Annotated in this window: 11 protein-coding genes; all 11 read left to right on the top strand. The window is 50.3% G+C overall.

The genetic code is table 11. From position 1 onward, the window contains the following. Window positions 1–99: 99 nt before the first annotated feature. The 11 genes from mqnC to PAEVO_RS18880 all read left to right on the top strand — a co-directional run bounded on the left by mqnC (window position 100) and on the right by PAEVO_RS18880 (window position 13,367). Entirely contained in the window at window positions 100–1,233 is a 1,134-nt protein-coding gene (gene mqnC / locus PAEVO_RS18930) for a cyclic dehypoxanthinyl futalosine synthase (RefSeq protein WP_015737124.1), read from the top strand. A 232-nt stretch (window positions 1,234–1,465) separates the two neighbouring features. Further along, a complete protein-coding gene (locus tag PAEVO_RS18925; RefSeq protein ID WP_100538942.1) occupies window positions 1,466–2,371 on the top strand; it encodes a putative sporulation protein YtxC in 906 nt (301 codons plus the stop codon). A 461-nt stretch (window positions 2,372–2,832) separates the two neighbouring features. Then, window positions 2,833–4,770, top strand: coding sequence for a threonine--tRNA ligase (gene thrS / locus PAEVO_RS18920; protein WP_100538941.1), 1,938 nt, complete (start codon window positions 2,833–2,835; stop codon window positions 4,768–4,770). Window positions 4,771–5,052: 282 nt separating this feature from the next. Then, on the top strand, window positions 5,053–5,799 hold the full coding sequence (locus PAEVO_RS18915; RefSeq protein ID WP_100538940.1) for a 3D domain-containing protein: 747 nt from the start codon (window positions 5,053–5,055) through the stop codon (window positions 5,797–5,799). Window positions 5,800–5,930: 131 nt separating this feature from the next. Beyond that, window positions 5,931–6,224, top strand: a complete 294-nt coding sequence (locus PAEVO_RS18910) for a hypothetical protein (RefSeq protein WP_174819260.1) — start codon at window positions 5,931–5,933, stop codon at window positions 6,222–6,224. A gap of 195 nt (window positions 6,225–6,419) precedes the next feature. Beyond that, on the top strand, window positions 6,420–7,532 hold the full coding sequence (liaF, locus tag PAEVO_RS18905) for a cell wall-active antibiotics response protein LiaF (protein WP_100538939.1): 1,113 nt from the start codon (window positions 6,420–6,422) through the stop codon (window positions 7,530–7,532). A gap of 5 nt (window positions 7,533–7,537) precedes the next feature. After that, entirely contained in the window at window positions 7,538–8,620 is a 1,083-nt protein-coding gene (locus PAEVO_RS18900) for a sensor histidine kinase (protein ID WP_100538938.1), read from the top strand. A gap of 18 nt (window positions 8,621–8,638) precedes the next feature. Continuing rightward, complete coding sequence (locus tag PAEVO_RS18895; protein WP_100538937.1) at window positions 8,639–9,292, top strand: response regulator; 654 nt, start codon at window positions 8,639–8,641, stop codon at window positions 9,290–9,292. 162 nt (window positions 9,293–9,454) lie between these two features. After that, window positions 9,455–11,092, top strand: a complete 1,638-nt coding sequence (locus PAEVO_RS18890) for a S1C family serine protease (RefSeq protein ID WP_100538936.1) — start codon at window positions 9,455–9,457, stop codon at window positions 11,090–11,092. A 129-nt stretch (window positions 11,093–11,221) separates the two neighbouring features. Further along, the gene (locus tag PAEVO_RS18885; RefSeq protein ID WP_100538935.1) at window positions 11,222–11,908 is read left to right on the top strand and encodes a response regulator transcription factor; all 687 of its coding nucleotides are present in this window, start codon (window positions 11,222–11,224) and stop codon (window positions 11,906–11,908) included. A gap of 1 nt (window position 11,909) precedes the next feature. Next, window positions 11,910–13,367: a sensor histidine kinase gene (locus PAEVO_RS18880; protein WP_100538934.1), complete on the top strand. Its 1,458-nt coding sequence runs from the start codon at window positions 11,910–11,912 to the stop codon at window positions 13,365–13,367. Window positions 13,368–13,401: the final 34 nt, after the last annotated feature.

Raw genomic sequence — 13,401 nt, 5'->3', positions numbered from 1 at the left:
GGACGGGATGTCGTTTTTAATGCCGGATTGTGGTAGGATGAGATAGAAAAAGTTTTACTGGTGATTTGTTATTTTGCTCTAAGTAGGGAGGCTGCAAGAATGAGTGCGGTAAACCGTATATTGGATAAAGCTTTACGCGGTGAGCGTCTAAACCTGGAAGATACCGTGACGCTTTTTGAAAGTGACGAGATTGAGAAAATTGGCCATGCGGCGGATGTGATGACAAAGCGCCTGCATCCGGATCCTATCACAACATTTGTTATCGGCCGGAATATCAATTACACGAACATATGTGATGTATTCTGCCGTTTCTGTGCTTTTTATCGCAGACCGGGCTCTTCCGAGGGCTATGTTCTGCCCGATGAGACGATTTTCCAGAAGATTCAGGAAACCGAGGATGTGAACGGTACTGAAATTCTGATGCAGGGCGGAGTCAATCCGGATTTGCCTTTCAATTATTATACGGACCTGCTTCGTAACATCAAGAAGCGGTTTCCTAACATTACGATGCATTCCTTCTCCCCAGCGGAAATTATGAAGATGGTGGAGATCTCCGGGCTTACACTCGAAGAGGTAATGCGCGAGCTTCACAGCGCGGGTCTGGATTCGCTGCCTGGCGGCGGCGCAGAGATCTTGGATGATCGCATCCGTAAAAAAGTCAGCCGTTTGAAAGGCACATGGCGCCAGTGGATGGATGTCATGCAAACGGCTCATAAAGTCGGCATGAACACGACGGCAACCATGGTGATCGGTCTGGGCGAAACGATGGAAGAGCGTGCGCTCCATATGCTTCGCGTACGTGATGCTCAGGATGAATGCATTCAGAACGGTTATGATTCCAAAGGCTTCCTGGCCTTCATTCCATTTACGTTCCAGCCGGACAATACAAACCTTAAGCGTGAACGCGAAACGCCGGAGGCGTACTTGAAGACGGTAGCCATCGGTCGATTGGCGATCGATAACGTTCCGAATTTGCAGTCGTCCTGGGTAACGATGGGGCCTGAGATCGGCAAACTGTCACTCAGCTACGGCTGTAATGACTTTGGCAGCACGATGATGGAGGAGAACGTGGTTTCTTCCGCAGGAGCTGTGTATAAGGTCAATATTGAATCGATTATTCAATTGATCCGCGAGACCGGTAACATTCCGGCTCAACGCAATACCCGGTATGATATTCTGCGCGTGTTCGAAGATAACAGCACCGTTGAGCGCGACTTTGTCATGCAGAACTAATTTTATACTTCATGAAAAATCCGCAAAGCGGGCCGAGCAACTCGGTCCGCTTTTTTTATATTGGGATATTAGAAAGTATGGTTTTCATGGAACTTAAATCGATCGACATTTTTAGTATGCGCGCCATTTATTAGATATTCTTTCGGACTTGCTTGTTTTTCCAAGCAGGAGTTCCGTATATCCCCGAGCGGGTCCCCATATACTGAAAAGGGAACTCGAAAGGAGTGATTCCATGGAACTGTTCAGCATTTCTGTCGGTACACGGACGGAAGACGAGAAAAAGGCGTTTCACCGTATATTGTCAGACAAGCAGAAAGAGCTACATAAACAATGCAAGCAGCTGAAATTCACATTCAGCGCTTCGGATGACCGCGTGATTTGGACGTGCTCCGGCAAGCTTCCGCTGTCCTCATGGACCGCATCGGCCGACACGCTGCGCCGGCTCACTGCCGAAGCAGTCACTGCTTATATTATGGAAGAGAAGGAGCAGGAGATTGCTGCACGGTTAATGTTCTCGGAATTCGAGTTTGATGATGAGGAAGAAGCGGGGCGGATTCTGCAATGGTTTTTGATGCTCCTGCAAAAAGAGGAAGGCCCGTCCGCGGACTTCTGGCAGAGCCGCAGACGCAAGCTGTCCGAAGGCATATACCAATGCCTAAACGAAGCATCTGAGCTCAATCTGGATGGATACATGACCTTCCGGCTTCAGTCCTATGAACAGGAGCTCCGCGAGATGGCGGAGTATGCAGTGGATGAATTTATGCTGGATCAGCAGTACGAGGAGTTTGTCAGCCTGCTGAAATATTTTGTTTATTTTCAGGAGCCCAAAATGCCGCTGGTTCACGTCATTCATAAGGGGGAGGAGGATTTCCTGCTGCTGGATGGCAATCTTCGCCCGATTGAACGTCCTCGAGATGAAGGACTCGTTATGGAAAGGCTGGACCAGGATATGGAGATTGAAGATATGGTGGTCAGTACGCTGATTTCGGTATCTCCGGCCCGCATGATTATCCACACGAGGCAGCCTGAGCTTCCCGTCATCGTGACATTGGCCCACATCTTTGATAACCGCGCCGAAGTATGCTGCAGTTGTCCGGAATGCAGCGCGCTTCTCGGAAGCGGACGAATGATGACTTGACGCACCGAAGCGGTCAGGATTATAATTACTGATAAATTCACGTAAAAGCTCTGACAAAGACATGAATCAATCCGGATTTGACCGCTCAGAGAGAGGAAACCTCGGCTGCAATTTCCTCCGGTTCGCCATTGATTTACCCCTTTGTAGCTGTGTCGTCGAACCCGCACGTCATGATGAATGCGGATGAGTAGGCTTCACCGGTTCATGACCGTTACTCAATGCTGATGAAGGATCTTAATCGTTTATGTACCCGGTACATAAGGTGATGGAGAGATCGAATTAGGGTGGAACCACGGGTATAACACTCGTCCCTTCGCGGGACGGGTGTTTTTTGCATGTTCCGGTATCTTTCGTTGAAGTCCAGGCGGGCACCTCAGCGGTCCATGCCTGTCTTCGCGGGGAGACTAACGCGTCCTTCATATATGGAAGAAACGTGAAATACTTTTTGGGAGGAATACAAGGTGGCTATTAGCATTAAATTGCCTGACGGCTCCGTACGGGAGTATGAGGCGGGCAGCAGCATTGAGGATGTGGCTGCGTCAATCAGCAGCGGACTTAGAAAGAATGCGGTCGCGGGAAAAATGGACGGGATCGTCGTGGATCTCTCGACACCGCTTCAGGACGGAGCTTTGATCGAAATCGTAACGCAGGATACACCCGAAGGGCTTGAAGTGATGCGCCATAGTACAGCGCATTTGCTGGCTCAAGCAACCAAGCGTTTGTATGGAGCGAAAGAAGTAAAGCTGGGCGTGGGTCCGGTCATTGAGGACGGCTTCTATTATGACATGGATCTGGAGGAGCCTTTGAATCCGGAGGACCTGCAGAAGATTGAGAAGGAAATGGAACGCATTATCGGCGAAAATCTTCCGATTGTCCGCAAGGAAGTAAGCCGTGCGGAAGCGCTGCGCATCTTCGGCGAGCTCGGGGATCCGTACAAGCTGGAACTGATCAATGCCCTGCCAGAGAATAGCGTCATTACGATCTATGAGCAAGGCGAATTCTTTGATCTCTGTCGTGGACCGCATGTCCCTTCAACCGGCAAGATCAAAGTATTCAAGCTAATGAATGTGGCAGGCGCATATTGGCGCGGCGACAGCAAGAACAAAATGCTTCAGCGCGTTTACGGTACGGCGTTCGTGAAAAAAGCGCAGCTCGATGAGCATCTTCATCTGCTGGAGGAAGCCAAGAAGCGCGATCATCGTAAGCTGGGCAAGGAATTGCAAATGTTTACGTTCTCTCAGCTTGTTGGACAAGGCCTGCCGATCTGGCTGCCAAACGGCGCGAAATTGCGCCGTACCCTGGAGCGTTATATCGTGGACATGGAGGAGCGCCTCGGTTACCAGCACGTGTACACGCCTGTCCTCGGAAACGTGGAGCTGTACAAAACTTCAGGTCACTGGGAGCACTATCAGGAAGATATGTTCCCAAAAATGGAGATGGACAACGAGGAGCTTGTTCTTCGTCCGATGAACTGTCCTCACCATATGATGGTATATAAGAGCGATATGCACAGCTACCGGGATCTGCCGATCCGTATTGCTGAGCTTGGCATGCAGCACCGCTATGAAATGTCCGGTGCACTGACCGGCTTGCACCGCGTGCGCGCGATGACGTTGAACGACTCGCATATTTTCTGCCGTCCGGATCAGATCAAGGAAGAGTTTGCGCGGGTCATTCAGCTGATCATGACCGTCTACAAGGACTTTGGCATCCATGACTACCGCTTCCGCCTTTCTTACCGGGATCCGCAGGATACCGAGAAGTACTTCCAGAACGACGAAATGTGGGAAATGTCCCAGCGCATGCTGCGCGAAGTCGTCGAGAGCCTGGACATGCCGTTCTATGAGGCCGAAGGCGAAGCTGCCTTCTACGGACCGAAGCTCGACGTCCAGATCCGTACGGCTCTAGGCAAGGAAGAGACGCTGTCAACCGTTCAGCTCGACTTCCTGCTGCCTGAGCGCTTTGAGCTGGAATATGTCGGTGACGATGGCCAGAAGCATCGTCCGGTCGTTATCCACCGCGGTATTCTGGGCACCATGGAACGCTTCACCGCCTTCTTGCTTGAGAATTTTGCAGGTGCGCTTCCGCTGTGGCTGTCACCGGTGCAGGTTAAAGTCATTCCGGTTTCCAATGCCTTTGAAGACTATGCCAAGGAAGTGGCCGAGAAGCTTCAATTCGCCGGTATCTCCGTAGAGCCGGATCTTCGCAACGAGAAGCTGGGCTACAAGATTCGGGAAGCACAGCTCGAGAAGATTCCTTACATGTTTATCGTAGGCGAGAACGAGAAAAATGCGGGCGCCGTTTCCGTCCGCAAACGCGGCGAAGGGGACATCGGTGCCCAGCCGCTGGACGAGATCATCATCAAGCTTCGTGAAGAAATTAACACCCACGTCGTTTAAGTTTGGCTTTAAGTGCATGTTCAAAAAGGTCGATTTTCAGCACCGAGAAGGTTGGATGAAGCTAGGGAGTGAGGAGCGGAGCGTACGATTTGGGTACGTGAGCACTGGAAGGCCCGGCTGAATTCAAGATTCGATGCCGAGCTGCTTCCCGATTCGCTTCGTGATCAAAAGCGGACTTTTTGAACAACCTCTATAAGTAACAAGGGAACATGCAAACCTCTGCCATCACGTATATTCTATTTGGGAAGTGGGAACCCTCGCTAGTAAGGGGGAGGTACTCACATGATCCAATGGAAAAAATGGCAGAGGTTTTTTGCTGGTTTTATTTTATCAGCCGTCTTGTTTAGTGCAGGTTCTTCAATAGTAGAAGCCCACAATCTGATTCTAAGCGAATCCTATGGTTCGACGGACTTCAGAAATGTATATGATCCGGCCGGGGAAATTCAAGGCTCCGATTACGTGGAAATGTCTCGCTTCTATGCGCTTCGTGTAGTAGGTTTTAGCGATATGAATAGATACTTGGAAGTTCCGGATACGGGGCCAAAGGCCAGCCAGCCGGGCAAGAAACGGGAATCCATGCCTGTGCTTGCCCCCAGGGAGGACCAGGTGCTGCATACGGTGAAGGTAACCGCTACGGGGTATACGGCAGGTTATGAATCGACCGGGAAGAAGCCGGGACATCCTCAATATGGAATCACCTACTCCGGGGTGAAGGTTAAACGGGATCGAAATACGCTATCTACGATTGCCGCGGATCCGGATGTATTTCCGCTTGGCAGTATTCTCTATATACCGGGTTATGGTTATGGAATCGTAGCGGATATCGGATCAGCGATCAAAGGGCAAAAAATCGATCTTTATTTCTCCACAACCAAACAAGTGTTCAAGGAGTGGGGGAAGAAGGACGTCGAGGTACAGGTCATTAAAACCGGAAGCGGCAAATGCACGGAGGAAATGCTGAGAACCCTGGATACCGCGATCGAAACCTATCGTTTCCTGCCTTCATCCGTTCTGGAGGAAGCCATTTAGGGTGATTATGGCGCATAGATTGGCAGTAAACATTTAAGAATAATGCCTCCCTGTTCATCACATACTACTTTTCGGGGGCCAAACCCCTGAAGAGGATGATGGTATTGCATATGAACAGGGAGGTGAATACTGTGGCTAAAAAGAACAAAGTACAAGAAAACTTTAAAACACCGAATGAAAAGTTTAACGCTGAGTTTGCTGAAGATACCAGCATAGCCAGCAACCCAAAAGGGAATTCCAAAGTTCAAGAGAACTTCAAAACACCGAATGAAAAGTTTAATGCTGAGTTTGCTGAAGATACCAGCATCGCCAGCAATCCAAAAGGAAATTCGAAAGTTCAAGAGAACTACAAAAAGCCGAACGAGAAGTTTGATGCTGAGTTTGGCGAACTGAACACACCAGGGGACCATTCCGCTAACCGTTAAGGTTTAGATGTCAGCGTCCGTTCGTGAAATAAGACCTCCGCTATAGCGGGGGTCTTTTATTTTGATGCTTTTCCCATTTTTATCCATGGACTCAGTCTCAAGACCGAGATCAACTTCATTCCACCGCCGCTAACCGGTTCATTGCAATATGTTGTACACTGTAGTTAAGAAAAAATAGAACTGGAAGGCAAGGGGATGACCATGAGTAGAAAAGGATGGAGCCAGCTTAGCAACGGATTGCTGCTCATCGGTATTGGTGTGGTATTTCTTCTAAATCAGCTCGATATGATACATGTGGATCTTGGTTATATATTCTCGACCTTTTGGCCGGTGTTTATCATCTGGTTCGGGCTGCAAAGCTTAATTTATGCCCGTGGAGGAGCACTATGGGGCTCCGTTGTGCCGATCATTATCGGATCGTACTTTCTTGGCAGAAATCTGGATTTGATTGACTTCTCATTCGGCGATCTGATCAAGTATGCGATTCCGATTATCCTGATTGGGTTTGGATTGCAGGTTATTTTCAAACCGAAGGATCATACGCCACCGCCATCGCCGCCAAGTCCGGATGACTTCAGCTCACATCGGCGCGACGATTACAATATCCCGGAGCCGCCTGAAGCGCGTCCGCTTGATTCTTCTCTGGATGAAGAATTTGAACGGAGATTTGGTAAAACAGACAAGGCTGACAAGACTGAGAATACCTTGCCCGATCCTGAACTTGAATCACAGGATTATCATGAGCCAGGTAAGGGTTACCGCTGGCAGGGGCAGCATCATGAACGCCAGCGCCAGGACCGTCAGGATCGCAGCCGGTTCAGGGTTCATGTGGATTTTGACGATAACGGCAGAAGCTACGGCGACGGATCGGAATATAAGGATGAACAGCACGGGCACCATCATCATCATCAATCTTGGCATAGCCATGATGCGGTGAACAAGTCCTCTTTTATCGGGGACGTGCATATGGGAAAAGATTATTTTCAGCTCAAGCCGACCAATATCTCGCAGTTCATCGGTGATACGGTGCTGGATCTGACCAAAGCCCAAATCCCTTACGGCGAAACGAAAATCAACATCTCGGCGTTTATCGGGGATGTCAAAGTATTCGTTCCGAATGATTCGGATGTCGGCATTCATGTCACAACCAACTCCTTCATTGGCGATATGAAGGTGCTGGAGGAAAGCCGCAGCGGCTTTATGAGTAATGCCGGTCTGGAAAGTCCGCATTACAGGGAAGCGGGTAAGAAAATTCGAATCACCGTTAGCGTATTTATCGGTGATGTCAAAGTGAATAGGGTAGGATAACCGTTATGATGGGGATATTGAAAAATACCAAATGGGTGATACTGTTTTACTTTCTGTTGATTGGAGCCGGGGTTGCTGTTTTCCTGTATACAGCAAACCAATCCGGCTACATACATATTGAAGATAACCGGCTGTGGGTGTATTACACGGTCGGTGTACTTCTGTTTACGGGGATTGCTGGATACATCGCGGGACAGCGCATTCAGCGACCGCTGGACCTGCTCCATCTGAACATGCTGCAGGTTGCCAAAGGAAATCTGAACGTACGGCTGCCGGCCATGGAAGACGGCTCTTTTTCCAGAGTATACGATGAGTTTAACGGAATGACAGAAGCGCTGGAGAAGAAGATGAAGCTGCTGCAGCGCCTGGGTGAGCAGGATGTCATTGAGAAAGAGATTGCCGCGGAAGCGGCAGTGCTTGAGGAACGACGCCGGATGGCAAGGGATTTGCACGATACGGTCAGTCAGCAGCTTTTCGCGATCCACATGTCGGCATCATCGCTTCCGGCGGTTCTTAAGCGAAACCCGGAGCAGGGCGATAAAGTGCTCGGCCAGTTGATTGAGATGTCTCACGTGGCTCAGAAGCAGATGCGGGCGCTGATTGCACAGCTTCGGCCTGTTGAACTGGAAGGAAGAACCCTAGAGGAGGCACTTGAACGGTGGTTCCCGGATTACTGTCGCCAAAATGGCCTGAAGGGCATGAAGGATGTTGAACTCTACGGCGGGGTATCGGATGCGATTGAGCATCAGCTGTTCCTGATCATACAGGAAGCAGTAGCTAATATTGTGAAACATGCCGGTGCAGGCCTTGTCAGCATGTCGCTTCGTGAGGATCAGAAACGCGTGATTTTAAGCATCAGCGACGACGGGGTTGGGTTTGACGAGGTGGCGGGCAAGCAGGGTTCATACGGGCTGTCCACGATGCGTGAGCGGGCCGAAAAGCTTGGTGGACAGGTCGATATTATAAGCAAAAAAGGCGCAGGGACGACCGTTCGCGTGAATATTCCGTTGTTTGAGGCCGAGGGCAATCAGGGACCGGCTGCGGAAGAGGGCAAGGATGAGGAAGTGCTGGCTGAGCCAGTGGAATAGAGAGGGGACAACATCATTATGGGTACGATTCGGATATTGCTGGCGGATGATCATGATATGGTTCGTATGGGATTAAAAACGTATTTGTCGCTGGATCCGGGATTTGAAGTGATTGGAGAGGCGGCAAACGGCCAAGAGGTCGTTGATATGTTAAGAAATGGGGATGAGTCAGACCGGCCGGATCTCATTCTGATGGATCTGATGATGCCGGTGATGAACGGGGCGGAGACCACGCGTGCGGTCATGTCCGAGTTCCCGGACCAGAGGATCGTGATTCTGACCAGCTTTCTCGAAGACGAGCTTGTGGTTGAGTGCATTGAGGCGGGGGCTGTCAGTTATGTACTGAAGACCGTTTCGGCCGACGAGCTCATTTACGCCCTTCAGGGAGCTTTCAGGGGCATGCCGGTCATGACCAAAGACGTGTCGGAAGCACTCACCCGGGGGATCCGCCGACATATGGTGAACGGCGACGATTCCGGGCTTACCGAGCGCGAAAAAGAAGTGCTGCTGCTCATTGCCGAAGGCAAGAGCAACAAAGAGATCGGCGAAGAGCTGCATATCAGCATCAAAACGGTCAAAACCCATGTCAGCAATTTGCTGATGAAGTGTGAGTTGGAAGACCGCACGCAATTGGCGATTTATGCCCACCGTAAGGGATGGGTGAAAATATAGCGACTCCGTTCGGATCAGATTTCCCCTTGACGCGGCCTTAGCTTTCTTTTTATCTGCCTTTTAATTGTTTTTAAGGTACTATTAAGGTTTATAGTACACAATAAGAACAGTTAATCAATTAAACCACTTGGAAGCAAGTGATTTTAAATAGGAGGTAGACCTATGGACGACCAAAGAAAGCGCTACGGGTATCCGGATGATGAGGGAATGAACAACGAGTCGAATAACAATGAAGCACCGAGACGTGAGGAAGCATCCACGAAGAATTCGTCTTATTACTATTCTTACGGACCGTTTCAGTCCATACCCAATGAACGCGATGATCAGCAGACAGAGCGACCATATCAGAGCCGGGAATCGCAGGAAGTGGAAGTTACCGCTCCGCAGCCTGTCAAACCGATTCCATCCTCCGGTTTCTCGCAGTCACATTCCTCCGGAAGCCAAGGGGGCGGCGGGTCTATGGATTCGATGAAAAGAAACAAAGAATGGAACTACAGCCAGAAGCCTAAAAATTCTGTGAAGACGGTGCTGTTGTCCTTCTTGGCAGGTGTCCTCGTGATCTCAAGCCTGATGTTTGCCGCTGACCGTACGAACCTGTTTACGCCGGATGCGGCGTATTCATCAGAGCCAGCCCAAGAAACTTCAGCCAAAGTCGATGATAACGGCGGAGCTACTACAGCATCAGCCATGATTCCGTCAGGTCAAGGCGATGTATCGGCGGTCGTGGACCAGGCGAGTCCAGCCGTCGTGCTGATCGAGACGCTTGTGAACAGCAGCAATCGTCAAAGCACGAATCCAAACATGAATGATCCGTTCTGGTACTTCTTTGGCGGCGGACAATCGAACCAGGGAGGAAATGGCGGAAACGGTGGAAGCAGCAATAACGGAGGTCAGGAATCCCAGCTTCAGCCTTCCGGCATCGGCTCGGGTTTCATCTTTGAGAAGTCCGGATACATTTTGACGAATGAGCATGTGATCCATGGCGCCGATGTGATTCAAGTGACGGTACAGGGTACCAAAAAGCCGTATGAAGCGAAGCTGCTCGGTTCTAGTTATGAGCTCGATTTGGCCGTACTTAAAATCGAAGGGGCCGATTTTCCATCGGTGCAGCTAGGCGACTCCAACTCGCTGAAGGTCGGTGAATGGCTTGTAGCCATCGGTAACCCGCACGGTTTTGAGCATACGGTAACAGCAGGCGTACTTAGCTCGAAGGAACGCGAGATCGATATTCAAGGAACCAATGGTGAGGATGATCGTAATTACGAGCATCTTCTGCAAACCGATGCTTCGATTAATCCGGGTAACTCCGGCGGACCGCTTCTCAATCTGAAGGGTGAGGTTATCGGGATGAACGTAGCCGTCAGCGCGGAAGCGCAAGGGATCGGGTTTGCGATTCCGTCCAGCACGATCAAGGAAGTTGTGGAATACCTGAAGAACAATGAGGAAATTCCGAAAGAACCGGCTCCGTTTATCGGGGCAAGCCTGGGGACGGTCACTCCGCAAATTGCCCAGTCCCTCGGTACCGACGTAACGGAAGGATCCTACGTTGACAGCGTCGTATTCCGTTCGCCGGCTTATGAAGCAGACCTGCGTCAATATGACATCATTGTGGGCGTGGACGGGACGAAATATCCGACCTCGCAGGATCTGATTGAATTGATTCAATCGAAGAAGGTTGGAGACAAAATTACGCTGAATGTGGTTCGTAACGGCAAGAACATTGACCTGCCGCTGACGATCGGTGATAAGAACGATTTCGATTTAACCCAACAGCAGCAACAACAGCAACAGCAGCCGTAACCCTGGATAGGCGTGACAACAAGCGGAAGGGACCGTTCCCTTCCGCTTGTCTTGTCCTTGAGGCGACCGATATAATGGGATTGTAACGTCGTATTAAATATAACGCTAGAAGATAGAGGAGATGCCGCTATGCGATCCCGGATATTAATTGTAGATGATGATGAGAAGATTATTTCCATGCTGCGCAGGGGACTTGCGTTTGAGGGCTATGACGTCCTGACCGCATCCAACGGAGCGGAAGGCTTGAAGGTGATATTGAGTGAGGAGCCGGATGTTGTCGTTCTGGATGTGATGATGCCTCAAGTCGATGGATTTGAGGCATTGCGCAGACTCCGGGAAGGCGGAAGCACAGTACCTGTGCTGATGCTGACCGCGAAGGATGAAGTGGAGAATCGGGTAAAGGGACTGGATACCGGAGCAGATGATTATCTGGTCAAACCCTTCGCCCTGGAGGAGCTGCTTGCCCGCGTACGGGCCTTGCTGCGCCGTAAAACCGGTGATGATTCATCTAACCACCGACTGACCTTCGAGGATCTCGTGATGGATACGGATGCAAGGGAAGTTATTCGCAGCGGGCAGAGACTGGAGCTCACCGCGAAGGAATTTGAGCTGCTGCATCTGTTTATGCAAAATCCGAAGCGGGTGCTGTCCCGCGATTTAATAATGGATAAAATATGGGGCTATGACTACAGCGGGGAGTCCAACGTGCTGGAGGTTTATATCGCCATGCTCCGGCAGAAGACCGAGGAACATGGAGGTAAACGGCTGATCCAGACGATCCGCGGAGCCGGCTATATTTTAAGAGGAGATAACTAGCATGTCTATTCGGTTAAGACTGACAGCATGGTATACCGGCATTTTATTCGTGACACTGCTGATATTCAGCTCGGCGGTGTATGGCTTTGTTCATTTGTATACGTATGAGGAGTTAAAACAGCGGTTGGTACAGGAAGCAAATAAGATTGGTTACACCTCCTCGTCTGTTGCTCTTCTACCGGATCGTTCCTCCGCGCTTAATATGGAGGCAGCTGATTTATACGTTCAGCTTTATACTTTCTATAATGGATCCATCTGGAGATCTGGCAATATGGAGTTCAGTGGTTTGCAATTTGAAAATCCAACTGTAGAAAGAGCATTAAGTATGAACAAACCCGGAGAGTTTAAACGTTTTTCTTTCGAGGGGGCATCCTTCCTTGTATACGAATCCCCGGTCGTTGAAACGAACTCAAGGAAATTATTCGGATGGCTTCAGATCGGAGTAAGTACGCGAACCATCGAGCAAACCCTGGATAGACTCCAGTCCATCCTCATCATGGGATCCGCAGCAACACTTGTCATTGCCTCAACATTAGGCTTGTTCCTGGCACGCAAATCCATGAAACCGATCGGCAAGGTCACGGAGGCGGCCGAGCAGATTCAGAAGGGGACTGACCTCAGCGTACGAATCGAATATGATGGGCCAGAGGACGAGATTGGTCAATTAATCGGGACGTTTAACGGGATGCTCGAGAGGACGGAGAGCTTTTACAAAGAGCTTGAGGATGCCTATGCGGCACAGCGCCGGTTTGTATCGGATGCTTCCCACGAACTCCGAACGCCGCTGACCACCATCCGGGGGAATGTGGATCTTCTCCATAAGATGTGGACGGAAGCCCCTGGTGAAAGAGCGAATATGGACGAAGAAACGATTAAACAGATCTCGATTGAAGCGGTGGGCGATATTTCCGACGAAGCGAAGCGGATGAGCAGACTGGTGAACGACATGCTGTCTCTGGCACGGGCCGATACCGGCCAGACCTTTGAACTGGATCCGGTCCCTCTGCAGCCTTTGGTTGAAGAGGTCGCACGGCGCGCTCATTTCCTCGATAAAACCGCTGAGTGGCATGTTGGAGAGCTGTCTGTCTTGAACGGTGTCTATGTAGAAGGAAATAAGGACTACTTGCAACAGATGCTGTTTATCTTTATCGAGAATGCGTTCAAGTATACGCCGGAGGGTGAAGTCAGCCTGGATGTCGTCCTGTACAAGGGTCAGGTGGGCTTGCGGATTTCGGATACGGGGATCGGCATGGATAAGGATGAGGTTCCGTTCATATTCGAACGCTTCTACCGTGCGGATCAGTCGAGAGGCATCACGAGCGGAACCGGACTCGGGCTGTCCATCGCCAAATGGATTATCGATGAGCACAAGGGCTCTGTCGAAGTTGTTACCCGAAGAGGGGAAGGCAGCACCTTTATCGTCTGGCTCCCCGTCGTCTTTGCTCCTCCTCTGGAATAGGTTATAATAGACTAGATCGCTTATGTATTACTAC

Origin of the sequence: Paenibacillus sp. GM2FR, assembly GCF_002803325.1 — a bacterium.
GTDB classification, from domain to species: Bacteria; Bacillota; Bacilli; order Paenibacillales; family Paenibacillaceae; genus Paenibacillus_AQ; species Paenibacillus_AQ lautus.
This window is presented reverse-complemented; position numbering and strand designations above follow the sequence as displayed.

Coding starts and splice junctions, on each gene's coding strand:
- mqnC (WP_015737124.1), top strand. CDS start 100: ATGAGTGCGGTAAACCGTATATTGGATAAAGCTTTACGCGGTGAGCGT.
- PAEVO_RS18880 (WP_100538934.1), top strand. CDS start 11,910: ATGTCTATTCGGTTAAGACTGACAGCATGGTATACCGGCATTTTATTC.
- PAEVO_RS18900 (WP_100538938.1), top strand. CDS start 7,538: ATGATGGGGATATTGAAAAATACCAAATGGGTGATACTGTTTTACTTT.
- PAEVO_RS18925 (WP_100538942.1), top strand. CDS start 1,466: ATGGAACTGTTCAGCATTTCTGTCGGTACACGGACGGAAGACGAGAAA.
- PAEVO_RS18915 (WP_100538940.1), top strand. CDS start 5,053: ATGATCCAATGGAAAAAATGGCAGAGGTTTTTTGCTGGTTTTATTTTA.
- PAEVO_RS18890 (WP_100538936.1), top strand. CDS start 9,455: ATGGACGACCAAAGAAAGCGCTACGGGTATCCGGATGATGAGGGAATG.
- PAEVO_RS18895 (WP_100538937.1), top strand. CDS start 8,639: ATGGGTACGATTCGGATATTGCTGGCGGATGATCATGATATGGTTCGT.
- PAEVO_RS18885 (WP_100538935.1), top strand. CDS start 11,222: ATGCGATCCCGGATATTAATTGTAGATGATGATGAGAAGATTATTTCC.
- liaF (WP_100538939.1), top strand. CDS start 6,420: ATGACCATGAGTAGAAAAGGATGGAGCCAGCTTAGCAACGGATTGCTG.